Annotated in this window: 24 protein-coding genes and 1 other RNA gene; 4 read left to right on the forward strand and 21 right to left on the reverse strand. The window is 63.7% G+C overall.

Features of this window, described 5'->3' with window-relative positions:
* Positions 1–56: 56 nt before the first annotated feature.
* From VGM51_11245 to VGM51_11260, 4 genes are all read right to left on the reverse strand, one after another.
* Entirely contained in the window at positions 57–1,079 is a 1,023-nt protein-coding gene (locus VGM51_11245; protein ID HEY3413612.1) for a lysylphosphatidylglycerol synthase transmembrane domain-containing protein, read from the reverse strand.
* Positions 1,080–1,127: 48 nt separating this feature from the next.
* Positions 1,128–1,562 carry an ATP-binding protein gene (locus VGM51_11250; GenBank protein HEY3413613.1) on the reverse strand — a complete coding sequence of 145 codons (435 nt, stop codon included), beginning with the start codon at positions 1,560–1,562 and terminating at the stop codon, positions 1,128–1,130.
* A 221-nt stretch (positions 1,563–1,783) separates the two neighbouring features.
* Entirely contained in the window at positions 1,784–2,665 is an 882-nt protein-coding gene (locus tag VGM51_11255; protein ID HEY3413614.1) for a DMT family transporter, read from the reverse strand.
* A gap of 203 nt (positions 2,666–2,868) precedes the next feature.
* Positions 2,869–3,591, reverse strand: coding sequence for a hypothetical protein (locus tag VGM51_11260; protein HEY3413615.1), 723 nt, complete (start codon positions 3,589–3,591; stop codon positions 2,869–2,871).
* Positions 3,592–3,863: 272 nt separating this feature from the next.
* Here VGM51_11260 and ssrS point away from each other — a divergent pair.
* A non-coding RNA gene (gene ssrS / locus VGM51_11265) (6S RNA) lies at positions 3,864–4,045 on the forward strand.
* Positions 4,046–4,071: 26 nt separating this feature from the next.
* On the opposite strand, the gene VGM51_11270 is transcribed toward ssrS, so the two are convergent.
* The 13 genes from VGM51_11270 to VGM51_11330 all read right to left on the reverse strand — a co-directional run bounded on the left by VGM51_11270 (position 4,072) and on the right by VGM51_11330 (position 16,918).
* Positions 4,072–4,977, reverse strand: coding sequence for a YihY/virulence factor BrkB family protein (locus VGM51_11270; protein ID HEY3413616.1), 906 nt, complete (start codon positions 4,975–4,977; stop codon positions 4,072–4,074).
* Between the two features lie 18 nt (positions 4,978–4,995).
* Complete coding sequence (gene lepB / locus VGM51_11275) at positions 4,996–5,649, reverse strand: signal peptidase I (protein HEY3413617.1); 654 nt, start codon at positions 5,647–5,649, stop codon at positions 4,996–4,998.
* Between the two features lie 155 nt (positions 5,650–5,804).
* Positions 5,805–7,250: an Asp-tRNA(Asn)/Glu-tRNA(Gln) amidotransferase subunit GatB gene (gatB, locus tag VGM51_11280; GenBank protein ID HEY3413618.1), complete on the reverse strand. Its 1,446-nt coding sequence runs from the start codon at positions 7,248–7,250 to the stop codon at positions 5,805–5,807.
* 29 nt (positions 7,251–7,279) lie between these two features.
* On the reverse strand, positions 7,280–8,749 hold the full coding sequence (gene gatA / locus VGM51_11285; GenBank protein ID HEY3413619.1) for an Asp-tRNA(Asn)/Glu-tRNA(Gln) amidotransferase subunit GatA: 1,470 nt from the start codon (positions 8,747–8,749) through the stop codon (positions 7,280–7,282).
* A gap of 17 nt (positions 8,750–8,766) precedes the next feature.
* Entirely contained in the window at positions 8,767–9,060 is a 294-nt protein-coding gene (gatC, locus tag VGM51_11290) for an Asp-tRNA(Asn)/Glu-tRNA(Gln) amidotransferase subunit GatC (GenBank protein ID HEY3413620.1), read from the reverse strand.
* 137 nt (positions 9,061–9,197) lie between these two features.
* Positions 9,198–9,749, reverse strand: a complete 552-nt coding sequence (locus VGM51_11295; GenBank protein HEY3413621.1) for an outer membrane beta-barrel protein — start codon at positions 9,747–9,749, stop codon at positions 9,198–9,200.
* Between the two features lie 207 nt (positions 9,750–9,956).
* Entirely contained in the window at positions 9,957–10,166 is a 210-nt protein-coding gene (locus tag VGM51_11300) for a hypothetical protein (protein HEY3413622.1), read from the reverse strand.
* A gap of 18 nt (positions 10,167–10,184) precedes the next feature.
* Positions 10,185–10,973, reverse strand: a complete 789-nt coding sequence (locus VGM51_11305) for a ZIP family metal transporter (GenBank protein ID HEY3413623.1) — start codon at positions 10,971–10,973, stop codon at positions 10,185–10,187.
* Entirely contained in the window at positions 10,973–13,138 is a 2,166-nt protein-coding gene (locus VGM51_11310; GenBank protein ID HEY3413624.1) for a cation-translocating P-type ATPase, read from the reverse strand. The genes VGM51_11305 and VGM51_11310 overlap by 1 nt, the downstream gene beginning before the upstream one ends.
* Positions 13,128–13,751, reverse strand: coding sequence for a haloacid dehalogenase (locus VGM51_11315; GenBank protein HEY3413625.1), 624 nt, complete (start codon positions 13,749–13,751; stop codon positions 13,128–13,130). The genes VGM51_11310 and VGM51_11315 overlap by 11 nt, the downstream gene beginning before the upstream one ends.
* A gap of 67 nt (positions 13,752–13,818) precedes the next feature.
* A complete protein-coding gene (locus tag VGM51_11320; GenBank protein ID HEY3413626.1) occupies positions 13,819–14,514 on the reverse strand; it encodes a hypothetical protein in 696 nt (231 codons plus the stop codon).
* Positions 14,511–15,506 (reverse strand): phosphotransferase, encoded by a 996-nt coding sequence (locus VGM51_11325; protein ID HEY3413627.1) that lies wholly within the window; start codon positions 15,504–15,506, stop codon positions 14,511–14,513. The genes VGM51_11320 and VGM51_11325 overlap by 4 nt, the downstream gene beginning before the upstream one ends.
* The gene (locus VGM51_11330; protein ID HEY3413628.1) at positions 15,503–16,918 is read right to left on the reverse strand and encodes a hypothetical protein; all 1,416 of its coding nucleotides are present in this window, start codon (positions 16,916–16,918) and stop codon (positions 15,503–15,505) included. Before VGM51_11330 ends, VGM51_11325 begins: the two co-directional genes overlap by 4 nt.
* A gap of 245 nt (positions 16,919–17,163) precedes the next feature.
* On the opposite strand from VGM51_11330, the gene VGM51_11335 reads away from it, so the two are divergent.
* Entirely contained in the window at positions 17,164–18,162 is a 999-nt protein-coding gene (locus VGM51_11335; GenBank protein HEY3413629.1) for a lytic transglycosylase domain-containing protein, read from the forward strand.
* A gap of 120 nt (positions 18,163–18,282) precedes the next feature.
* Here VGM51_11335 and VGM51_11340 read toward each other — a convergent pair whose 3' ends face one another.
* The 4 genes from VGM51_11340 to VGM51_11355 all read right to left on the reverse strand — a co-directional run bounded on the left by VGM51_11340 (position 18,283) and on the right by VGM51_11355 (position 22,383).
* Entirely contained in the window at positions 18,283–18,822 is a 540-nt protein-coding gene (locus tag VGM51_11340) for a Uma2 family endonuclease (GenBank protein HEY3413630.1), read from the reverse strand.
* Between the two features lie 35 nt (positions 18,823–18,857).
* On the reverse strand, positions 18,858–20,318 hold the full coding sequence (locus VGM51_11345) for an N-acetylmuramoyl-L-alanine amidase (GenBank protein HEY3413631.1): 1,461 nt from the start codon (positions 20,316–20,318) through the stop codon (positions 18,858–18,860).
* Positions 20,319–20,516: 198 nt separating this feature from the next.
* Entirely contained in the window at positions 20,517–21,683 is a 1,167-nt protein-coding gene (locus tag VGM51_11350; GenBank protein HEY3413632.1) for a hypothetical protein, read from the reverse strand.
* A 145-nt stretch (positions 21,684–21,828) separates the two neighbouring features.
* The gene (locus VGM51_11355; GenBank protein HEY3413633.1) at positions 21,829–22,383 is read right to left on the reverse strand and encodes a hypothetical protein; all 555 of its coding nucleotides are present in this window, start codon (positions 22,381–22,383) and stop codon (positions 21,829–21,831) included.
* Between the two features lie 234 nt (positions 22,384–22,617).
* Between VGM51_11355 and VGM51_11360 the strand changes: the two genes are divergently transcribed.
* Positions 22,618–23,952, forward strand: coding sequence for a cytochrome ubiquinol oxidase subunit I (locus tag VGM51_11360; protein ID HEY3413634.1), 1,335 nt, complete (start codon positions 22,618–22,620; stop codon positions 23,950–23,952).
* On the forward strand, positions 23,952–24,989 hold the full coding sequence (gene cydB / locus VGM51_11365) for a cytochrome d ubiquinol oxidase subunit II (protein HEY3413635.1): 1,038 nt from the start codon (positions 23,952–23,954) through the stop codon (positions 24,987–24,989). The genes VGM51_11360 and cydB overlap by 1 nt, the downstream gene beginning before the upstream one ends.
* The last annotated feature ends 177 nt before the right edge of the window (positions 24,990–25,166 follow it).

Raw genomic sequence — 25,166 nt, forward strand, 5'->3', positions numbered from 1 at the left:
TACCGAATACCGGGAGGGTTAACCGAATCGGGACGCAGGGTGGGCGCATTCAGCCCTTACCCTGCGTCCCGATTCGCCTTTGGCCGAGCCAGTTCGCCCGACGCGAACACCCCGAGAGCCGCGGGGAGCCAGGTGGCGATGATGCGGTAAGCAAGCGTCCCGGCCAGGGCGACCGGTCTGGGCACGCCCAGACTCCCGAACCCGGCGACCATGGCGATTTCAAAGGTGCCCAGACCGCCCGGGAGAAACGAAATGATGGCGCCAACGGTGGCGAGGCAGAACCCCAGGAGCGCAGTGGACACGGAGGGAGAGTAGCCAAACGCGCTGAGGCACAGAGCCATCGTCACCACGTCGGACAGAAGCATCGCGACGCCGGCGAACCCCATCTTCCAGCCTATGCCGGGATGGCGGTCCAAACGGTCTCGCATGCCGGCGACGGTTTCCGCCACGTGGTCCGGACCGTTCGCGGGCAGCCGGGCTTTCAACCGCAATCCGGCGAGCGTTGCGTTCAGGGCGTCGCGCCATCTGGTCAGGAAGCGGCGAACGCGTTCGGGACGCCGCCACATCCGCAGAGCCGCCCACGCGACCACGACGGCGACGCCCACGATGGGAATCGCCGCGACAGCCGAGCGCACATCCTGCCGGTTCAGAATCGCGCTGAGGACCCCCAGCAGCAGAAGGAGGAAGAACGCCGCGTAATCCACGGCATAGAACATCGGCCCGACGAATGCGGCGCGCGTTTTGTCCAGTCCGCGCCGGCCGAGGATGAGGTACATGGCCGCGGGGCCGGTGGCCGCCGGGCCGGGCACGATTCGGTTGACAAATATGAGCAGAAACGTGGCCCGCAGCGATTGGGCGAACGGGATGTCAAAATCGACGAGGCGCAGACACTGCCGAACGGTGAGCGTCGCGAAGGCATAATAGAGGATCTGGGCGGCGAGCGCCCACATCAGGGGCCCGGAACGGGCGTGTTGGAGGATGCGGACGGCTTCGCGAAGCTCGTGGTTATTCCGGAAGGCGAACAGCGCAACGAGGGCGAGGACAACGATGAGGGGGAGTAGGCGTCTGGGGCCTGTCACTGAGTTGTCACTTCATTAACGTTATGCGCCGGAACCGGCGCCGCGCGCTCAGCGGTTGAAATATTTGACCATTCGGACCTTGGTGCCGCGCCGGGTGCTGGTGATGTCCACGTCGTCCATCAGGGCGTGGATCAATGCGATGCCGCGTCCGGACTCCGCCGAATTCTCCGCCATGTGCGGTTCTTCAAACGTGAAGCCATCCCCAAAATCGCGGACTTCGATGGCGAGATGGTCGTCCGCTGGAAGAGCGGCGACCGTGACCACCGGCGCATCTTCGGGGACACTGGGGGCGGCGCCGTAGCGGACGCCGTTGACACAGGCTTCGGCAACCGCGAGCGTGATGTCCGCCACCTGACGATTGTCGAACGGGAAATGCTGCACAATCTGCTTAACCGCGCGCCGGGCGGGACGCAGGTCGTTCTCGCTGAAAAGCGTCAGCAATGCGGGATGCTTACAGTGTTCGTCAGTACTTGCAATAGTCATCTTATTAAGGGGTTCCGGGCCCTCTCGAAATGGAAACCTGGGATTTCTCCCACGCCGGACAAGCATATTCACTTCGGTTTTCGGTGCATATACTATGCCATAGCTCGTACGCTGAGCGTCGGACGTTTGGCCGCTCGCCCTTCCCATTATTGGCGCTCCAACAGAGCATGTAAAGCCAATTCACCGATTATCTTAAACGATTCTCACCGGCTACACCTCCGCTATGCGGATGGTTCCGCAACAGGCAGAGCTTCGACCGCGCCTCCGCCGGTGAGCCAAACGCCGAGGACCACCAACAGCGTTCCGGCCAGCAGGAGGAGCGTCGCGCGCTCCGCGCGGAAGAGCATGCCCAACCCAATGCCCACAACCGGCTGGAGGAAGACGAACACTCCAACCTTGCCCGCCGGCATATGCTCGAGAACCAGGTACCAGAGCGTATAGCCCACAACCGAGCACGGTATCGCGAGGAACAGCACGGCGAGCCACGTTGTGAGTGTGTGCGGCGGGGCCGGAAGCCCGCCTTTGAACGCTGCCGTGAGGAAGAGGATGATCGTGGCGAACAACATCGCCCACACCGTGAGCACGAGGGGACGGTAGCGGCCCAGCAGTGGCTTGCCCAGGATGGAATACAGCCCCTCGGTAAAGAAGCTGAGCAGCATCAGACCCTGCCCCAGCATCACGCGCTCGCTCGCCCGGCCGAATCCGTGCCGCGACACGAGGAGGTATGCCCCAATACACGCCACAGCGATTCCGGCCCATTGCCGGCCGGCCAGCCGCTCGCGGAGAAAGATAGCGCCCATGATCGCCAGCGCGACCGGCTCCAACGGGCTCACAACGGCCCGGTCTGTCGATGAGGCCAGGAGAATGCCCTGATACGTCAGCAGGTAACTGCCTGCGACGGTGATGCCGCCGATGGCGACGATCCGGACGATATCGGCGCGCCGGATGCTGATCCTCGAGCGGCGCACCACCAGAATCGGGAAGAAGACGAGCGTGGCGATGAGGAAACGCCACGCAGCCAGGCCGGCGGGCGTCATCTCGCGCAAACCGATGTCCGCCACGAGGTAGGAGGCGCCCCACACGAGGTTCATGGCCACCATCATCGGCGCGCCGTATCGGGCGAACACGGAACGGTCGGCCCGGCTATTTGCGGTCAGGCTCACCCGCACAGGATAGTAAGCCGGTGGGAGGCGCGGCGAGTGAGCGGCGTACACAAACTGGGCGGAGAAGGATTGCCCCCGCTCCGCCCCGCCGTCCGACCGAAGCCGCCAACAATGCGCGGTTCCCAGAACAGGGTACAGTACCCCTATTCGATGAGCTTCCACTTCAGTTTGGTGGAAGGATCGGACTTTGCGGTGTAAACCTTGGTTGGATCCGCCGATCTGAACTGAATCGTGAATATCCCGTCTGCGGACTCGGCCAACGAGAGCACATCGATCACCGCATTGTGATCCACCATTCCCGAAGCGGGGAGCGACGCATACCCCACCAACTCAGCTACCGGTACGAAGAACTGCCTGGTCGTCGGCTTCTTCATCACGACCCAATCGGAGAAGCTCGCGGCTTTGTCTTGCGTCTTGCCGACCTCATCACCCAAGATCACAAAGCCGCTGATGGAAGTTAGGTAGGATCGACCGGTCTCGGTGGTCCACATGTGAAACCGCCCTAAGGCGAAATCCGACCACAAGTACCAATGAAACGATTTGTTGGTATCCGTCGACCTCACCTCATAGCAGTATCGGTCGAAAGCCCTGTCCTTTCGTCCCAGGCCGCTCACCTCCCGGTATTCGCAACGATGATACGTGCCGCACACCTCTACCGGTACGAGAACCGATCTGCCGTCCGGTTGGGTAATTGGAAGTATGGCACTGGGCAGCACTCGCTTTTCGGAGCCTTTCGGTTCGAGTTTCCTGATAATGCACTGGGTCGGGATACCGGGTGGCCTTGGCACCTCGGCGTTCGCATTTCCCGCGCAGGCGAGCAGAAGGGGAAGGGATAATGCCGTCAACAGGCCCAGGCGAACTCGCATGACGCACCTCCTCGCGAACAACAGTGCGCTTGGTGGCATGTCTTGATGGTCACTTCGCGCGAGAAGAGTTTTGGCTCACAGGGATTGTCCCCCCCCGGCTTACTTGTCAAGGATTCGATATATAAGAGTTGCGTATGCCGTTTATCCACTGTGTTACCGGCGACCGCTTCTACTGAACGGTGACGGTACTCATCGCTCATCGTTCATCCTTCATCGTTTAGCCCAATCTCTCGCTATCCAGCGAAGAACGTGGTAACATAGAGACAGCAAGGGGCTCCCTGCGGTATTGGTGCTGGGTACGTTCGTGTTGAGCCGACAATCACTCTAAGGGCTGCGAGCGTGCGTACCGGGTGGTACCCGGCCTGGATCCGGGGGCATTACGTACGTGCCGAGCGGCCCACCCTTCTACCAGAAGGGTTCAAACACGACTCCTCACGGTACTCGCGGGTCCCTTGCAACCCTTTCCCCCACGGCCCTCCGTCACGGCATCGGCGCGGGACTCGAGAGCTTTTCGGCCGGGCTGAGCGCCTCATTCCCCTCCTGGTGACGCAGCCTCTGGTCGGCCTGCCACGCCAGTTCGGCGCCCAGCAGGAGCACGATCATCGAGTAGTAGATCCACATGACGAGGATGATGACGCCGCCCAGCGAGCCGTAGACCACGTCGAAGTGCCCGTAGTGTTTCAGGTACCAGCGGAAACCCAGCAGCGCGAGGTGCCACAGCAGGCCGCCGACGACGCCGCCGAGCAGAGCCGCCCGGAAATGCACGCGCGTGTTGGGCAGGATGTAGTAGGTCGCGGTGAACATGGCCACGCCGAGCAGGATGGGGACGAGGTATCCCATAGCGTGCCAGAACACCGGCAGGTCCGGAGTCTGGTGGCCGAAGACGCGCCAATGCAGGCCCTCGATCCGCAGCGTGATGGCGGTGAACGCGAGCGACACGAGCAGCCCGGCGCCGACAAGCAACAGCATGGCGGTCGCCAGCAATCGCGATTTCAGGAATTTTCGCTTCTCGACATCCCACGTCATGCAGAGCGCGGTTTCCATGTTCACGAAAGCGCCCGTGGCGGTCCACAACAGGACGAGCACACCGACCGCCAGCACCTTGCCGCGCGTGGCCACGATGTTGCCCAGCGTGGTGCGCACTATATCGGCCACCGGGCCGGGCGCGTAGGACTGGAAGAAATCCATCACCTGATGGAAAGCCTTCTGTGATCCCACCACGTAGCCCAGGGCGGACACGCCGAACAGCAGCAGGGGGAAGAGGGAGAGGGTCGCGAAGAAGCTCATCGCGGCGGCCATGATCGGGCCGTGGTCATGAAGGAACTCGCGCACCACCGTCCTGACGAATCGCCACACGCGGATCATTGGCTTGATTGTGTGGGACATAGCGGTATTCCGGCGGGTTCAGCGGCAGGCGTTCATCGGCAGTTGGGTGGCCGGCCCGGCGATGGGCATTCCGCGGATGGCGCCCATGCGCTGCGGCGGCCAGAGCACGATGCTGGCGCGGCCGCGAACCAGGGCCATTGGAAGGAACGGGATCGGCCAAAGATGGCTGTCGAAACTCCGGTTCCGGTTATCGCCCAGGACGAAGAGACTGCCCGGCGGCACCCTCGCTTCAGCGTAGTTGTAGTCCGGCATCGTCTCTTCGTACGACTCCTTCAGCGGATTTCCGTTCACGAAGACGATGCCGTCCTTCACCTCCACCGTCTCACCGGGAACGGCGATGACGCGCTTGATGTAGTCTGCCTGGGGATCCGTCGGTGAGCGGAACACGATGACGTCGCCGCGCTCCGGCACGCGCCACCGGTAGGTGAGCTTGTTGATGAGCGTGTACTCGCCGCCGTGCAGGGTGGGCGCCATGGAGATGCCCTCGACACGGGATATCTGCAGGAGGAAAGTCACCACGAAGATAGCGACCACGCTGGCGATGATCCCGCTGTCCGTGTATTCGGCGATCGCGGACCGCACCCTCGCCGGCACGAAGCGCGCGAAAGTGGCCAGCCGGAAACCGGCCAGCACAGCGAACACCACGAACAATTTGAGGTAAACGGATTCCATCAGTAGGCAGTAGGCAGTAGGCAGTAGGCAGTAGACAGTAGTCAGTAGGCAGTAGACAGTAGACAGTAGACAGTAGTCGGTAGTTAGTAGTCAGTTGTCAGTAGTCGGTAGTTAGTAGTCAGTAATCATTCATTCGCCGGCGCGGCAGGGCTTGCTCAAGACGCGAGTTTCTTCTTTACGACTTGATTTGCCAGACCGGGGTTCGCTTTTCCTTTGCTGGCGCGCATCACCTGGCCCACAAAAAAGCCGAGGAGTTTATCCTCGCCCGCGCGGTAACGACCGGCCTCGCCCGGGTTGGCCGCGATGACCTCGTCCACGATGCCTTCGATGGCGGACGCATCGCTCACCTGGACCAGGCCCTTTTCGTCAATGATGGCGTGAGCGCTCTTTCCCGTTGCGAACATCTCCTCGAAAACAGCCTTGGCGATGGTGCCGCTGATCGTGCCGTCCCGGATGAGTCCGATAAGGGCGGCCAGTTCCGCCGGCGTCACCCGCGTCTCGCGGATGTCCAGATTGTCGGCATTCAAGAGTCGTGCCAATTCGCCTGTGACCCAGTTCGCCGCGGCTTTCGGATCGCCCGCCGCGTTGGCGACCGACTCAAAGTAGTCCGCGATCGGCCGTTCGACGGTGAGGACCGCAGCGTCGTACGCGCTGAGGCCGTAATCGGCAACGAATCTGGCCGCCTTCGCCGTCGGGAGTTCGGGCAGAGACGAGCGGATTCCCTCCAGCAACGCGTCGCTGAATTCAAGCGGGACCAGGTCCGGATCCGGGAAGTAACGGTAGTCCGCCTCGGACTCCTTGTAGCGCATCGGCACGGTCACGCCGTTTGCCTCGTCCCAGCGCAGGGTCGCCTGCATCACCTTTTCGCCCCGGCGGAGCAGGCGTTCCTGCCGTTTGATCTCGGCCTCGCTGCTTTTGAAGAGCACCCTGAAGGAGTTGAGGTTCTTCAGTTCGGTGCGGGTGCCCAGTTCCGTGGTCCCGACGGGCTTGATCGAGATGTTGGGTTCGCAGCGGAAGGAGCCTTCCTCCATTTTGCCGTCGGACACGCCGAGGTACACGAGGATATTGCGCAATGTGGTGGCGTACTCGCGGGCCTGTTCCGCGCTTTCCACATCCGGTTCGCTCACGATCTCCATCAGCGGAACCCCACAGCGGTTGTAATCCACCAGGCTGCTCACATCGCCCGCGTTATGGAAAAGCTTGCCCGTATCTTCCTCGAGGTGGACGCGCCGGATGCGGACACGCTTCACGGCCCCGTTGACCGTGATATCGAGATGCCCGTTCGTTCCGATCGGTTCGTCGCCGTACTGCGTAATCTGATACGCCTTGGGGAGGTCCGGGTAAAAATAGTTCTTGCGATGGAAAATCGTCGGCGTGTTGATCTTGCAGCCAAGCGCCATGGCCGTCTTGATCACAAACTCGATGGCCTTCTGGTTCGGCACCGGAAGGCTGCCGGGCAGCCCCATACATACCGGGCAGACGTGTGAGTTTGGCGAGCCGCCAAACTCGGCGCTGCACCCGCAGAACATCTTGCTCCGGGTCTTCAGCTCGGCGTGAGTTTCCATGCCGATTGTCGGTTCATACAGGACTGTGTCAGACATATCTCGTTCTTTGGTCGGCTCTGTCACCATTACGCCCGGGCTGCCGGTGAAAGTTTCGTGTGCCAGTCCGTGGACTGCTCGTACGCGTACGCGGCCCTGAGCATGGCGCATTCGTCCAGCGGTTTCCCGATGATCTGGAGTCCCACCGGCAGACCGTTGGAGAAGCCCGCCGGAATGGACATCGCCGGAACCCCGGCGAGATTGATCGGAAGCGTGCAGATATCGGACAGCCACATCTGATACGGATCGTCGGCCATCTCGCCGATTCGAAACGCCGGGATGGGCGACACGGGCGCCATCAGCATATCGCACTGGGCGTACGCGGCATCGAAATCGCGGCGGATGAGGGTCCGAACCTGCTGCGCCTTCTTATACCAGGCGTCGTAATAACCGGATGACAGGGCGTATGTGCCGATCATGATCCGACGCTTGACCTCCGCGCCGAACCCTTCCTCGCGGGTGAGGAGATACATCTCGATCATATCGGCGTCCTTGTCGGTCCGATGCCCGTAGCGGACGCCGTCGTAGCGGGCCAGGTTGCTGCTGGCTTCGCACGGCGCGATGATGTAGTACACCGGCAGCGTATATCGGAGGTATGGCAGTGAGACGTCCACCACTCTGGCGCCAAGTTCCTCAAATCTCGCGAGCGCGGCGGCGACGGCGGCGCGGGTCCCTTCCTCGAGGCCTTCGCCGAACAGCTCGATCGGCCGGCCGATGGTCAGGCCCTTCACCCCACCTTCCAGGGCCGCGGCGAAATCCGGCGCCGGCTGGTCGATGGACGTCGAATCGCACGCGTCGTGTCCGGCCATCACATTCAACAACAGCGCCGCGTCGCGCACATCGCGGGTCAGCGGGCCGATCTGGTCGAGCGACGAGGCGAACGCGACGAGCCCGTACCTTGAGACTCTGCCGTACGTCGGCTTCACGCCGACGACTCCGCAGAACGAGGCGGGCTGCCGGATGCTGCCGCCGGTATCCGAGCCGATGGCGACGGGCGTCTCGCCGGCCGCAACGGCCGCGGCCGATCCGCCGCTGGAGCCGCCGGGAACCCGATCGGTATCCCATGGGTTGTGCGTGACCTGGTACGCCGAGTTCTCGGTGGATGAACCCATCGCGAACTCGTCCATGTTTGCCTTGCCCACGATGATCGCGCCGGCCGCCTCCAGGCGTTCCACAACGGTGGCGTTGTACGGCGGTTTCCAGCCTTTCAGGATGCGGGATGCGCAGGTGGTTTCGACCCCTCGCATCGCCATATTGTCTTTCAGCGCCACGGGCACGCCCGCCAGGGGCGGCAGCGGCTTGCCGGCGGCGCGCAAGGCATCGATGCCATCCGCGCGCTCCAGGGCAGAATCGCCCATCACGCGCAGAAACGCTTTCACGTCCGGTTCGACGCGCGCGATCTTCGCCAGGCTGTCTTGCATCACCGCCCGCGCCGTGGTTTCACCGCTAGTTATCGCCGCCACGATCTCGTGCGCGGGCTTTGTGTTCCAATTCGACATGGTGGGGGAACGGGGCCTCAGGTCTCGACAATCTGCGGAACGACGAACATATTCAACTCGGCGCGCGGGGCGTTGGCCACCACTTCCTCGGGGGTCAGGCTCGGGCGCACTTCGTCCGCACGCGTCACGTTCTTAGCGCCCACGCTGTGGGCGGTTGGTTCCACCCCGGTTGTGTCCACGGCCTGAAGCTCCGCGAAATGGTCGAGGATGCCGTCCAGTTGCCGGGCGAATGTGTCCACTTCGTCTTCGCTCAATTGCAGGCGGCCGAGTATGGCGATTTTGCGGACATCTTCGGGTGTGAGGATGGGCATGCGTTCCTCCGGGAGGCACCGCCGGGGCAGGTCCCGACGCTGATTTGAACATAGCATAACGCCCGAAGAGGGTCAAACGCGCGCGGGGGGCAGCCCGTATGGACCGCCCCCCGCCCTAAGCCGTCACGAAGCCGATGTTAGCGCAGATAGGTGTTCAGGCCGATCAGAAGCAGCGTCTGATTGCCGTTGCCCTTGTTGTACTTGCGGTAGTTGATTTCGGCGAAGAGCGAGACGTCGTTGCTGATGAACTGCTTGACGCCGCCCTGCAGGCCCCAGTGCGAAACGTTGTCCGAGTTTCCACCGGTCTTCACGTGGGAGGTGCCGATAGCGGCGCCGGCGTAAGGAACCGTGCGGCTGACTGCCGTGGATTCCTGGGGCATGAAGTTGTAGTTGGCGACGGCCTCAATGGACGTAAACGTATCGCCACCGGAAACGTGCGAATAAGCCAACCCGCCGCCGACCTGGACGTTGCGGTTCAGATAGGGGAGATATCGCAGGTTCAGAGACTGCGAAGTTCCGCCGCCGGACTGATGCAGAACGGCGTTGAAAGCGATTCCAACTTCCGCGGTGCCCTTGTCCGGTGGGACCATTTCACTGTACACCTGCGGCGTCGAACCGATCTGCGCGAATGAGGCGCCTGCCACCAGAACAGTGGCGCTGGCGGCTGCCAGCCAATGGGTCATCTTCATAGTGTCTCCTCGCTCCGATTGGAGCTGTTGGCCGCCGGCCGGCACAAGCCCGCGACCCAGTGTTTCCGGACCCATGAGTCAGTCGCTGTGTCCAGTGTTTCCAACGACACACTCCGGGTACCGCGTGCCATGAACTGCGGAATCATCGCTCCGCATGCCGATTGTCGGACGGGACAAAATGCCTGTTTAGGGTACAGCCTAAAAGATCTACACACCGCGGAGTGAAGACAGGCGTCCACTCGTGCCGTCCAAGCGATTATACACCGCCGCGCGTAGATGGTTCCGTTCGGGGCGGCTATTCGACGGCTTGTACCAGAGGAAATAGCCTGCCGCCACGATGACCACAACGAGCAAGACGATGCTCCAGAGCACCCCCCAGGCGAACGCTTCCCGGACCTCTTCGTCATTTCGCGTCATCGGAAGACCTTTCAACACTCAGGAGATGTGCAATCCGGCCAATGCGAATTGTACCACCACGATACTGCCCGCGCCCAACAAGGCGTAGACCACGATACTGCTGCGCTCGTGTTCCAGCATTTCCTTGAGCGTGGCAAAGCCCACGGTGTAGAGAAAGCTCCCGGCGATGAAGCCCAGGGTCAGTCCCAGCACAAGGGGCGGCGCGCCGTTGAGGGCGCGCATACCGACGAAGGCGCCCAGAGCCGTGGACAATTCGACGGCCAGCGTGGTGAGCACGGATCGCGTGCGGCTCCAGCCGGCGAGCCGGCAGACGGAGACCAACGCGAGACCTTCGGGCACCTTATGGTAAGAGACCGCGATCAGAATCAGCGCGCCCAGCACTGCGTCGTGCTGCTGGTAGCCGGCGGCGATCGCGAGCCCGTCCATAGTGGCGTGAAGCGCGAGGGTCACGATCATCAGCACGCCCAGGCGGAGATAGCCCTCCTGGCGTTCCGAAGCTGTGGCGGCGCAGGCCGGGCACATATAGTAGACGTACTTCCCGACGAGGAAAAAAGCGGCCAGGCCGGCGCCCGTGCTGAGCGCGGTCAGGAGCCACCCGGCCAGCGGGGTCGCGGCCATCGAGGCGGCCGCTTCGGGCAGGACGTGGATCGCCGTCACCGCCAGCAGCGCTCCGGCGGCCAGGCTCACCATCCCGCAGAGGGTGCTGTGCGCTATGTTCTTCACCGAGGCGCCAACGCCCGCCCCGAGCATCGCCGCCCCCGTCGCAACGCCGGATCGAAGGAGTATCATCTCCGTCGGTGTGTACATCAAGCCGTCTCCTTCGTCGATCTTCCGTTCATCAACCGCATCGCATTGAGCGTGACCAGGACGGAAGCGCCCGTGTCCGCCGCGACAGCCATCCACAGTGTGGCGACGCCCGCAATGACCGCAATCAGGAACACCAGTTTGATCGCCAGGGCGACGAAGACATTTTGCCGGATGACCGCCAGGGTCCGCCGGCTCAACGCGATTGCCTCGGCTACGTGGTTCAGGTCGTCGCCCATCAGCGCAATATCGGCCGCCTCAATGGCGATGTCCGATCCTATGGCGCCCATCGCGATGCCGATTGTCGCCGCGGCCAGCGCCGGGGCATCGTTGACGCCGTCGCCAACCATGGCGACTCGGCTGTCGCGTTCCATTCCTGCCACCGCGTCGTGCTTTTCGGCCGGAAGCAGGCCGGCGCGGATATCGTCGATGCCCGCGACGCGCGCCACCGCCTCGGCCGCGCGATGGGAGTCCCCGGTGAGCAGCGCGATCTTCGAAATGCCCTGCCGGCGGATCATGGCCAGCGCCTGCGCGACTTCCGGCCGGGGCCGGTCGGCGATGCCGAGGAGGCCCAGAGGGCCCGCGGCGGAGGATACCGAAAGCACGGTCTGCCCGGAAGCTTCCATCGCGGACGCGGCGGCATTCAGCGCTTCGGGAAGCGGCTGCGCCTGCGTCACGGAGGCCAGGCTCCCGATCCAGAACGATTCGCCGGCCACATCACCGGAGATACCTTTGCCGGGGGCTGAGTGCGAATCGGTAGCGGCCACGGGCTCGAGTCCCCGCTCCATGGCGTATCGGCGGACAGCATCCGCCAACGGGTGAGTGCTGTGCGCCTCAAGGCCGGCCGCCAGCGCCACCAGGGCATCGAGATCTACTCCTCCTGCCGGAACCACGGTCGTGACAACGGGCAGGCCTTCCGTGAGAGTGCCAGTTTTGTCGAACGCCACGCGCGTTACGCCACCGGCGGCCTCCAGCGCGGCGCCCCCCTTGATAAGGATGCCCTTGCGCGCGGCGTTTCCAAGCGCGGACACCACAGCCACCGGCGTGCTGATGACGAGCGCGCACGGACACGCGGCTACCAGCATGACCAGCGCGCGGTAGATCCAGGTGTGGAACGACTGGTGGAGGGCCAGGGGGAACAGAAGCGCCATGGCGAACGCCAGCGCGATCACCGCCGGGGTGTATATCCGGCTGAACCGGTCCACAAAGCGCTCGTGCGGCGCCTTGCGATCCTGGGCGTCCTGAACCATCTCCACGATGCGCGCGATGGTAGAGTCGCCCTCAACGCACGTCGTCCTGACCTCCAGCACGCCGTTGCCGTTCATCGTGCCGGCATAGACCGTATTCCCAACGCTCTTTTCAACCGGCATGCTCTCACCGGTTATCGACGCTTCATTCACCGCGCTGTGACCGGCCGCGACGAGGCCGTCCAGCGGAACACGCTCACCGGCGCGGATGCGGATCAGCGAGCCAACGTCGACAATCGCCGAAGGCACCTCCAGTTCCCCCTCGTCACCGATCAGACGGGCGACGGGCGGCGCCAGCGCCATCAACGTGCGGAGGCTCCGGCGCGTACGTTCCATCGTCAGCATTTCCAGCCATCGCCCGACCGCATAAAGGAAGAATACGACAGCGCCCTCGTCCCACTTGCCAAGCGCCAGGGCCCCTATCACCGCGATGGACATCAGAAGGTTGATGTCCCCGAGGAGGCCGGCCTTCACAGAACCGTAGGCCGCCCGGAATACCGGCCCTCCGCCCACGATGATCGAGACGGCGAATAGCGCCTTCGCCATACCCGGCAGCCGATGCTCGAGAGCGGCGCCCAGGAACAGGAATGCGCCGGACACGGCGACTCCCAGCGTCCTCGCGGGGGTGGAAACCTCCTCCAGACTCTGTACCGCCCCGTGCGAATCATGGATGCCGTAACCCAGGCTGCGCACCTGCTCCTGGATAGTCTCGGCAGACACCGCCAAAGGGTTGTACGCCACCGACATGCGCGACGATGCGAATGCGGTGGAGACGCGCTCCACCCCGTGCAGCCTGGCGACGGCGCGGTTCACCTTGATGGCACATTCGGAACAGTCCATTCCGGTGACGACATAGGTCTCGTGCCTGGCGCCGCTTTCGCCCGGCAGGGCCGCGGGTATGTCGGTGGTTTCAGGCTTCATGGCGCCCCGTATCGCGCTCACGGGCGGACAGGCGTTCCTCAAGGCGGGCCTGCCTCACGGCGGTGATGACATCGCCGCGCGTCCGTTCCAGAAGGCCCCGCATCGCGTCCGTGGTCCGGCGGAGGCCTCCCGTGAGGGCTTCCGGGTAATCGAACGTCATCAGTGCCGCGTGAACATCCTCGGCCAGCAACAGAAGGCTTTCGGCACGTTCCGTGTTCGCGTCCCGGATCGCATCGAGGATCGCCCGGCGCAGTTCACCGATGGCTTCGCCGACGCCGTTCAGGTAGGCGCCCGGTTCCACGCACAACTCCTCGATGGGCGGGAGCGGCCGCCCTGCCACAAGGGCGACGGTTGCATGCGCCTCCGCGTATTCCTTCATCGCATCCTGCGTATACCCAGCGTGGTAGATATCGGGATGGCCCGCGGTGGCCGCATGTATCTCACAAACCAGCGCCGCGCCCTCGGCGAGGCCCGCCTGCGCTTCCTCGTGCTGGCCACGGTGTGTCGCGCGGATGGTGTTGGCGGACACGCGCACGAGCCTTCGCGAGATGGCCAGCGCCGACTCCCTGGCCGCGTTCTTAGCGGCTACCTGTTCATGTAGTGATTCGAGCATTATCATCCGTCAGGTATACGCGGCGAAGACACGAGGCCGCATCTCCATCCGCCGTCCCGCTCCTTGTCTAGACGCTGTTGGGATCCACGGGCGATACCGGCCCCGACGGCACGGTGGGCGCGGCGTTCACCGGAGGCGCCGGGCGCTTGGGCGCTTCAACGCCAACAACCGGGTTCAAATGGATCCGGCCTTCCAGCAGGCGCTTGAGGTTCGCAGGCGCCGGCGCGTCATTCGGGAATCGCCGGATGATCGTCCGCCACATCGCCTTGGCCTTGTCGATTTCGCCGGCGTATTCGAGGCAGTGAGCGCGGAAGTGCCATACCATCTGCGGCGCATTCCGGTCCGTCGCTTTCGCGAGCCACTGCGCGGCGCTCAGGAAATGCCTGCGATGATATTCCAGGTTCCCGATCTCGAAATAGAGGTCGTACTCATTCGGGTTGTACGCCAATCCTCTAAGGAACACGCGCATGGCCGCGTCATCGCGGCTGAGGGTAGACCACAGCACCCAGCCATAGTTCTGCCAGCCCTCCACATATGTAGGATCGAGGTCCGTGATCATGGCATAGCAGGCGCGAACCGAGTCATAGTCGCCGCGATGCCAGAAGACGTCGGTCTGCGTGAGCAGTTGGTCCACCGCGCGGTCGATGCGCTGGTGCGAGGGCAGGACGCGCGCGGGCTTTTCCCTTCGCGCAGCCTCCGCGGGCCCGGCAAGCAGCACCGCGCCGACCAGGCCGAGCCCCAGACAAAATCGGATCGAGTTCACTCTTCCCCTCCCGTCAGCTTCTCCAGCCAATCAGCGAGCGCGCCGGAAACCCCGAGGCGTACCGCCGCGCAACGCACGTCACCGGCATAACACGCGGCGCGACGAGCGTATTCCGTCGCTCTTTCCTCACGGCCCTCGTCCCGAAAATGGCGCAAGCGCAGCATGACGGTCGCGAGACCGTCCAGGCACCGGCTGAGCACCGCCCGATGAAAGAGCCCCGCGGCGCTGCGCGTGGCACGCATCGCGATGGCCTCACAGTCGTCAAACGGCAGGGGGTTGTACGGCGCGCGCAGCAGGTCCACCCAGTCCCACAGGGGCGATGCGACCGCGATCGTTTCCCAGTCCACGGCGCGCCACCCCCCCGGGCCAGGAACGATGTTCAGTGGAGACATGGAATTGTGTATCATCGCCTTGGGCGCGGCCAGGGCCGGCGTCATCAAGGCCCTGTATTCCCTGAGAGCGCCTGCGGGCGCCTCCATGCCCGCCAATCGCTCCCCGGCGATCCGGAACCTGGAGACAAGCACGGGGCCGGTGATCCTGTCCAGCGAAATCGCCATCGTCGTGCGGTACAACGGCTGGCGTCGGCGCTCCATCTCTGAATGGAGACGATAGAGGAAATCGATGGATTCCGCCCACCTGGCGGCCGCCGCCGCGGGCGACGCCGAACCCAGATCGTCCGCCAACGACCGCTCTCCTACGTCCTCCATCAGGAGCATCGGGGGGGTCGACGCGCCGATAAACCCCGCGATGACGCGCGGCGCGACGGGCGGACGCGTCGAACCGAGCAGCGTAAGGACCTTCTCCTCACGGCGGAACCGATTAGCCGCGTGCGGATCGCTTGCCGGGTCGTATACCTTCAGAACGGCCCGCTCACCGGCATCGAGCGTTACACGCCACAGGGTATTTCGCGATTCGGTGGTAAGGGGCCGCACGTCCAACACGGTACGGCCGGCCATTGCGGCGAGAGACCGCAGATCGTCCTCTATCCTCACTGGGCCGGCTCCTCAAGCACAACGTCGGCGAGGCGCATCGCGCGCATCGCGGGCGGAAGTGTGGCCGCCAATTCCCGCGCTTCATCGGCGCACCCCGCGCCCGCGAGCAAGCGCACCAACATTTCCATAGCGTCCGGCCTCGGCATCGGGCGGTAGAGCCACATGCGCTGATCCGCAGTCAGCCCGGCGGCGTCAAGTTCCGTTATCCGCACCACTTTGTGGAATCTGCGCCCGCGCAGCCGGAACGGCAGGCCGCTGGACAAGACGAGGCGCCCCCCGTCGCCGACGCTCAGGTAGAACGTCCTGTAAATGCCTGCCAGCGCCCACAGCGCAACACATGCTGCGCCGGCAATGCCGTAGCCGACGAGCATCCGGACGCCGAACAGCGCGGTGACCGCCGCCCCGCACGCACAGACGACCGCCGTCGCCATCAGCAGTTTCCACACCTGCATCCGGTCCCAGCCGGCTACCTCAAAATGATGGTGGATCGGCGCCGCCAGCAGCGGAAGCGGAAACTCCGTATGCGGCGCCGGCGTCTTTCCGTACCGTTCTACGCGCCCGAAACGGCGGTAAACGAGTTTGACGAGGAACTCCGCCTGCCACGCGGAGGAGAAGCCTTCGAGCGCCCAGACCGCCGCGGCCGGAATGAACACCCACCCGAGGTGCATCCAGAGCGCCGCCGCCGCCAGCCCGCCGCCCATGGCCAGCGCCCCGCTGTCTCCCAGATAAACGCGCGCCCGGCGCCGCGCGGTGCCCCTCGATGTCCACGCGGACGGGAGGTTGAACACCAGGAACGCAAGGATCACGGAAACCCCGATGGCCCAAACGGAAGCGCCGGCGCGGTGGCCCAGGATCGCAGCGGCGCCCATCGCGCAACATACGGCGAGGCCAAGGCCGCCCGCAAGTCCATCGACGCCGTCACTGAAATCCGCGGCGACCGCGAAGCAGAACAGGAATGCCGTCTCAACCGCCCACCGCGCCACGGTGGCCACCGAAAACGCTTCGGCGAACTCGACGCGGCACAAACTCGCCGCCACGCCGCCCGAAACCAACAGGCATCCGAGCGTCTTCAGCCGTTGGGACAAACCGCGCCCGCGATGCTTGCCGAAATCATCCAGGAAGCCGACAACGCCGTAGCCGGCCAGGGCAACGGCGATTTCCCATGGACCCCTTGGCCAGGACCAGTAGACGCGCGACGCCACAAGGCCGGCCGCCAGCGCCATAACGATCATCACCGGGCCGCCGGTCATCGGCAGTTTGGACGACTGGCCCTGCCCCCCGCCCGCCCGGTACGTGCCCGCCTTGCGTTCGGCAGACCGGAAACCCCGGCCGAAACGCATACAGACAGCCTGCGCCGCTACCGCGGCGCAGAAGGTGAGCAGGATAAAGATCTGGAATGAAATGTGTTGCATCGCCGCCGGATGAAACCAGTAACTGTTTCGCCAGACCACCCGTCACATGGAAGGAGTAACCTGTAAGAGGAGTATAGCAACCGCGCCCCGCCGGGATGCGTTCGGCCAAGCGCCGCCGTTCCGACCCCGCCAGGACGAAGCCTCTTGCACGATTTTACACCAGCAGAATTTGACACGAAGTGACGACCATGGTACCATACCGGGGTAGGGTCAACTCCCTCGGACCCGCCTGACAGGAGAACGTTTTGCGTCTTCGACAATGCATCGCCACCGTTGCCGCCATCGCCATTCCCCACGCCGTCCATGCGAATCTGGCCGATTATCTCTCAGCGCGTAAGAGCTGCCCGCCAAAAGCAGGGCTGACGCTTACGGCCGTGCACGCGAACCCCGCGAAGTACCGGAACGCCGTTCTGGAACTGCGCGGAGTCATTGCCGGCGTCTCGCGCTCGGACACCGCCAGCACGGTGTTGTTGCGCGTATCTGACGCGGATACGGTGTTCATCCAGGGTTCCCTGGACGCGCAGCTGCCCGGTAGCGGCGAATCGGCCCGCGCCCTCGTCTCCGTACAGGAAAACGGCAATATGTCGCTCGTGTCTCTGGTCACCGAGACCGAGATCGGCGACCGGCAGATCGATCCACCCAGTCCAAAGCCCGCGGTCAAGGCACCGTCTACGGGCAAACCCTCGAAGCTCCCTGTCCGGTGGCCCGTTCCCATGCGCAATCGCCAAACACTGGCATCCCGGACCGGTTTGAGCCCTGACGGCCTCGCACTTTATACGCAAGTCGTCATGCAGTTCAACCCGCGGCTGACCCTAGCCCAGGCGGATGTCATCAGCCGAAGCATCGTCGAATCGTCCTATGCGCGGGGAGTCGATGCCAGATTGATCATGGCGATTTTCGCGACAGAGAGCGGATTCAAGCCGAATGCCCGGTCCCGCACGGGGGCAATGGGGCTTGGCCAGTTGATGCCCGGCACGGCGCGTTCGCTGGGAGTTGGTAACGCCTGGGATCCGGTACAGAACATCCAGGGCGCCGTCCGGCTGATCCAGCAGCACTGGGTGTCATACGCGGCGAAGACGAACGATTTCCGCAAGGTGTTCCAGCTCGTTTGCGCGGCCTACAACGCCGGCCCCAACGCTGTGAAGAGGTACGGCGGTGTTCCTCCGTACCGGGAGACGCGCAACTACGTGAAGAAAGTGGCCGCCTGGTATTCACGATTCGCTCCGGATCTTTTCCAGGGCTGAGGTCAGAACCTCGGCTGCCTCAAAGCACAGGGGGCGCTCAACCGGCATCGGTTGATCGCCCCCATTGTTCGAGGTAATCGTCCGGCTAGTGAAGCACCAACTGAACGGGTGGATGATGCACTAGGCGGGAAGCACTTCACCCACGCGGAAGGACACACCGGGGAGCAGCTCGCCGCCGTCCACCGTTTCGTCCGCAAGGTAAGTGTGCACATCGTCCAAGGACTTGTACACGACGACGCGGCGGGCTTCCGGAAAGACATGCCATATCTGGCTTGCGCCGGACTCGAAGTACTCGCCGATCTTGGCCCAGGAGTCAAGCGCTTCCTCGCTCGGGGAGATGATCTCCACACACAGATCGGGAGCGCCATCTATAAAGCCGCGAGGAGGCACGCCGTCCGGAAGCCTCTCCCGACGCATGAACGACACGTCCGGACAGCGGATATTCCCCGACTGCATGTAGAATCCCGTACTGGAATCAAAGACACGGCCATACTTCCATGCAGTGGGCGCAAGCAAGACCGCGATAACAATCGCAATATCCCCGTGCAATCCTCCCGTTGGCACTTCCTTTGCCTCCCCGTTCACCAGTTCGTATTTGTGCCCATCCTTCGGCATCTGCAAAAACTGCTCCGCCGTGAGGTGGCGCTCAGTGACGGCCATGTGCGTGTCCTCCTGATGCCATTATACCAGAGCGGCTACCTGCCCGGCCCCTCGTCCGGGAACGGCCCTTCGAACTTCAGGCAATCGGCGACAATCGTCCCCTTCGTGCTATCTGTTGTCAGCGAGACGGAGAGTGCCTTGGCATCGTCGATCGTGTAGCGGCCCAGTTTCACCCAGGCACCCCTGCCCTTCCGCTGGTCTACCGTTGCGGCGCCGGGCTCCTTCTGCCCGCCGATCGTGAAGACCGCGCTGCTCACACGCCCCGCGGCCTGCGGCCAGCGGGCATACACATCCCACTTTCCGCTGATCGGGAGCAACGGCTTCCATTCGAACGGATCGCCCGCAGCCGCCGTACGCCACCGAACCATTCCCTTGACGTTCCATCCCTTTCCGGTGAACGCGGCATCAGCGGCGGGAAACTCCATGCTCCACGGCTTGACGATCACGCTGACCTTCAACACCTCCCCGAACGCGGTGGGCGTTTTCGGCGCCGCCGGGTAATGCGTTACGCGATATTCCTCGGCCACAGGTCCCAGCGTCCGGGGACCGAGGATGGAAAACGAGAACTTCCCCTGTGACCCCGGCGCGGTGTCTCCGCTTGTCACGCTGGAGAGCATTGTGGGGCTGGTGGTGAACTTGTAGTTGAAGAACGGGCTGACGTGCATAAACGGGGCCCAGGTTCCCAGGTAAGTGCCGCCAACCGCCGCGACGTTCGGATCCTCCGTTCCCTTGTTGTTCGCCACCCACGCGTCGTCACCCGTGTTGGTGAAAGTCGCGGTCACCGGTACCAACTCACCGGGGCGAATGGCCGCCGGGTAATTGCTGGATACGAGCCTGGAATCCTCCTTCACGAGGGTCATGAAGGCATCCCAGTCCCAGTACGGCCCCGGGTCCGTATGCCCGCTGCCGCCGCCAAATGAGCCCGGCCTGTCCGGGTTCGGGACTTCATAGTGCCCGATAATATGCTGCCGATCGCGGGGCACCCGGTGTCGGACGGTGATATCGCGGACCAGTTTCGCCAGGCCTTCGTACTCGGCCGGGTTGTAGAAACCGGGGCGATAGGCGTAACCGCTGTTCTCGATGCCCACCGAGCGCTTGTTGATGTCCAGGTTTCCGGCGTGCCACGCCACGTCTTTCTCCTGTACCATCTGGTAGACCTGGCCGGACGCGCTTACCACGTAGTGGGAGGTGGCGCGGGCCCGCACATCCTGGAACCACGATAGACAGCCCTCGGCCGAGCCTTCGATGTCGTGGATGACGACCATGTCGATATTGAAATCGTTCGGCCGGTCCGCGCGCTGGAAATTCCGCCGGTTCGCGGGGATCCAGGTGGCCAGGGGATAGTCCGGGGTCACCGGAGTCACGGGCTGGGTGAGGTTCTTGTCTTCGTTGGGCGCCGGTGTGGTTCTCGTATCCGGCTGTTTGGGCAGGTTCTGTGCCGCCAGCGGGGCGGCGAGGCACAGGGCGGCTACCAGCCCGATGATTCGAAACAGCATCCTTGTCTCCTTCGTCGATGAGTGCTGCGGCAGATTCTCCGCGGGGAAATCGCCGACCGCCGCAAAATGGCGGCTCGGAGTTCTCCAATCGGCGGCCATTACGGCGAGCCCGGTTTGGAGATACAGCTCTTCGGACAGTATGACGCCGATTTACGGTCGACCGGTTGCGGCGCCTCGCGGAATGCCCGCTGAGGATTGTCAAGCGTGTTGCTTCAGTTTCTCCACGCCGACACGGGTTATCCGGAGTCTCCCCCTGCTCCAGCGCCAGCGCACGGTCGCTCGTCCGATGTCGTTGGCGTGGTACGTGCCCCAGATGCTCTGAAGGGCGACCAATGTCGGCCTCGATCCCCGTCCGGTCACCCGCATCAATCCTACGCCGTCCACGGCTCCGGTGGTGGGCTTCATCAGTCTGCCCACTGCTGTGTAGACGCGCTCCCTGACGTACTCTTTCCGGTAAGGACGGAGATTCAGCGTCCACGCGCCTTTGGGCTGTAAGCAGAATACCCTCGCCTTGAAGCCGTCAACGAATCGGACCACGAATGCAGGCCCGGCGGAGAGTCTTCTGGAATCCACCAATGGCCTCAGCACCCCGCCGCGCAGAGAGACCAGGGCATACTGGTTCAGCCCCCCGCTGCCGCCCGTGGGAGCCGTGACGAGTATCTCCTTCCTGCCGTCACCGTTGAAATCCCGGATCAGCATTTCGGATACTTCCAGGCCGCCGAAACCGAGCGCGTAACCCCGCTTCCCTGCCGCCTTTCCCCGCGGATCGACGACGACGAGATACAGCGACTTCATCCAGATGCTGCCCTTATCGAACGGGATGCCAACGAGGTAGATGAGGTCCTTGCGCCCCTTGCCGGTCACACTGGCCCGCGCGTCCTGAAGTATGACCCCTTTAGCCGATCCCGGGCCGACGGTATACGTCGCCGGCTCAAGGACAAGGTCTTTCGCGCCGGCTTTGTCCGTCAGCCGGTGCTTTACCCCGTAACACATCCACGCGGCGGCGTGGGCGGCAACCGCGCGGTTCGGCGGCAAGCCCATCCGGGTTCGGAGGGCCCGCAGCATCGCGGCGCGCGGGACGTCCCGCGGGATGTGGAGGGTGATGCGTGAGATCGACGGTGACCCCGCCGCCTGCTCATAGGTTGCGACGGTCTGCTCCTTGAGACCCTGCCACGCTTCCTTGTACTCTACTCGCACCGACCCGTCTGGCGCCGGCGGCAGCTTTTTGCCGGGGCCGCGTTGCCCGGCCACCTCGTCAAGGCTTCTATTCAGCGCGAAGTAGGGGCCTGCGCCGGCAAGGCACGGGGCAGCGAGCAACAGTGCCAGCATTCCGAAAATCGTCCGGCCGGGAGCCTTAGTTTTCATGGCGAATCCGCCTCCTCCATCGGAGCGCAACAGCCCATCGCGCATCGAGAGCTGCGCTTACGCCCGCTTGTTGGAAATCATGCCGCAGACGCAAGGGAACCGTCCACATCACGCGCGGGTGTGCCGCCTCCGCCGGCCAGGGCAGTTATCCCACCTTGCTTGCCCAGATGAGGCCGGCAATGAACAGGAGGCCGCCGAGGATCGCGCCGATCGCGCATCCGATGGCCGTCACGCCACCCCACCCCAGCGGGTTTTCGCCGTGCGCCAGCGCCGCAAACCCCACGGCCGGCAAACCGAACAGCAATCCCCAACCGAACTGCCCGGTCGCCATCGCGCCGACCAATGCCAGCGTGCAGACGACGGAAGCGATGAAATACGGCTTCGCGTCCTGGGCGTCGGTCCGCCAGGCCGGCATGTCGTTCACCATCACGTGGCCACAGTACGAACACGAAGTCGCTCCCGCCGGGACCCAGCAACTGCAAGTGGGGCAGGGAGCCGGATCCACGGCGTTCAGCGGGCGGGGCGGCGGCATCTTTCGCCGCTTGGGCACGTTCCACCAGGGCGGAGGAGGAGGCAGAGGCTCCAGCAGGCGCCTGCGTGTCTCCTCCTGGTCGGCGCCGCATCGCGGACAGGCGTCCGCCGGTTCACGCATCACCGCGTGGCAGGCAAGGCAGTATCCAACGGGTTGAAATGGAATCATGGCGCCAGAATAGACGAGTGCAGGCGACCGCAGAGTTCGGACGGCATCCCGGTCTGCCGGAAATCCGCCGGGCAGACGGGCGGACGTGGGAGGCGAGGGTCCGGAACCCACATTGACAATTCATAAATCAACGGGAACAGTCTACGCTATATCCGGGATATCTCTTATTGGAGCCTGCGTCTGAGCGCCGGATGACGTCCCGGCTCCGCCTAAATCTCACTCGGGAGGCTTCGCATGACTGATGCGGTAACCGCGGGAAGGGCGCAGTTCGCCTTTACCATCATGTTCCACTACCTCTTCCCCATCCTCACGATGGGCCTCGGCACGCTGATTGCCATCCTCAAGACCATCCAGTTAGTCAAGAAAGACGACCGCTACGGCATCGCAGCGCAGTTCTGGGCAAGGGTTTTCGCCATTAACTTCGCGATGGGCGTGGTGACAGGAATCCCGATGGAGTTCCAGTTCGGCACGAACTGGGCGACGTTCTCGCACTACTCCGGCGGCGTCATCGGCCAGACGCTGTTCATGGAGGGCGTGTTTGCGTTCTTCGCTGAATCCTCTTTCCTCGGCATGTTCCTGTTCGGCGAGAAGCGCCTGTCGCCGCGGATGCACTGGTTCTCATCTGTGATGGTCGCGGGCGGCGCGCTCGTCAGCGGGTATTTCATCACCATCACCAACGCTTGGATGCAGCACCCGGTCGGCTATGAAATCGTGAACGGCAACGCGCAATTGACGAGCCTGCGGGCGCTCCTGACGAACGAGTACGGACTGCGGCAGTACCCGCACGTGATCATGGGATCGCTCACCACCGGCGCGATGTTCATGGCCGGCTTCGGCGCGTACTATCTCCTGGCCAGGAAGCATGAGGAGTTCGGGCGCCTCAGCGTGAAGGTGGGAGTCATCTGCGGCGCTATCTTCTCCGTGATGCAGCTCTTCCCGACCGGCAACCAGAATGCCCTGAACGTGGCGCACAACCAGCCCGTGAAGACCGCGGCCATGGAAGGCCTCTTCAAAACGGAGAAAGGCGCGCCCATCGCCATCATCGGGATGCCGGACACGACCAAGCAGGAACTGCTGGACCCGATCTACGTGCCCGGCGCGCTGTCATTCCTCATTTACGGAAACGCCAACGCAGAGGTCAAGGGCCTGAACGCTTCGCCGAAAGAGGACCACCCGCCGGTCGAACTCGTGTACTACGCGTACCACATCATGATCGGCCTCGGCACGATATTCATCGCCGTGATGCTCTTCGCTATCCTGCTGCTCGTCACAAACCGAATCTACAAGACCAGGTGGTTCCTGTGGATCCTGATGCTGGCCATGCCGTTCCCCTACATCGCCAACGAGGCCGGATGGACGGTCGCCGAGGTGGGACGCCAGCCATGGATCGTCTATGGCCTTCAACGGACCGCGGCCGCCGTTTCGCCAAACGTGAGCGGGGGCGAGACCACATTCACGCTGCTGGGATTCATGGGACTGTACGCCCTCATCGGGCTTCTCTCCCTCTTCCTGTTCATGAGGGTCATCGCATCGGGACCGGCCGACATGCCGGCGGAGGTGACACGATAATGCCGGACATCAACACCGCCTGGTTCATAGTCCTCGCGCTCATGCTTTCGGGCTACGCCGTTCTCGACGGCTTCGACCTCGGCGTGGGGGCGCTCCACCTCCTGGTGGCCCGAACGGACGACGAGCGCGCGACGGTCATCAACTCCATCGGCCCGGTCTGGAACGGAAACGAAGTCTGGCTTCTCGCCGCCGGAGGCTCCATGGTCGTGGCGTTCCCGCATCTGTACGCCGCCGGTTTCAGCGGGTTCTACCTCGCGCTGATGCTCGTGTTGTGGCTGCTGGTTCTGCGCGGGCTGAGCATCGAATTCCGCCATCAGGTGGACCACCCGATGTGGCGCGAGATATGGGACGTGGTGTTCTGCGGCGCCAGCGCCCTGTTGGGCGTGCTGTTCGGGGTAGCCGTCGGCAACATCCTCCTCGGCGTTCCGTTCAGCGCGGACGGAACGTTTCAGGGTTCGTTCGAGATCATGCTGAATCCGTTCGCCATCCTGGGCGGCGTACTCGGACTCTGCCTGCTGTGTCTGCACGGCGCTTCATACCTCGCCCTGCGGACAGTGGGAGCCCTTCAGGACCGGGCGCGCAAATACGCATCCGTGCTGTGGTGGGTCGTGATCGCATTACTGGTCGTGGTATCCGCCGCCAGTCTGAAGGCCCGAGCGCCCGGAATGCCCGGCTTCTTGGACAACTTCCGCGCACACCCGGCCCTGTTCCTCATCACGGCCCTGGGCGCGGGCTCGGCCATCACGATGTTCGTGGCACGGAAGGCGAACCGGGATAAGCAGGCGTTCCTCTCGAGCACCGCGCTCATTGTCAGCATCCTGGGCTCCGCTGCGGCGGCCGTCTTTCCCTACCTGCTGCTGTCTAGAACGCCCGGGGTCAAGGGACTGACCATCTACAATACCGCATCGTCGCCGTACTCGATGTCCACCGCGCTGGGCATCTACCTGGTTGGCATGGCGATCGTCGCGATCTACCTGACTGCCGTCTACCGGACCTGGCGCGGCAAAGTGACCGCGGACACGGCGTACCACCCGTAGGTTCGGCCGGCGCGCCGGCAAGGCATGCGCAGGCCCAAATCGGGTAGGCGGGGTCGTTACCGGCCCCGCCTCCCACACCACCCGGCATGCGGGTCCGCACCGGGCGGTTCACTCAGACTTAAGCGCGTGGTATCTCTCCGCGAGAGACGAGAATCCCATCTGGATGAGCTTGGCGTT

It is taken from the genome of Armatimonadota bacterium, assembly GCA_036504095.1.
Classification (GTDB): Bacteria; Armatimonadota; DTGP01; order JAKQQT01; family JAKQQT01; genus DASXUL01.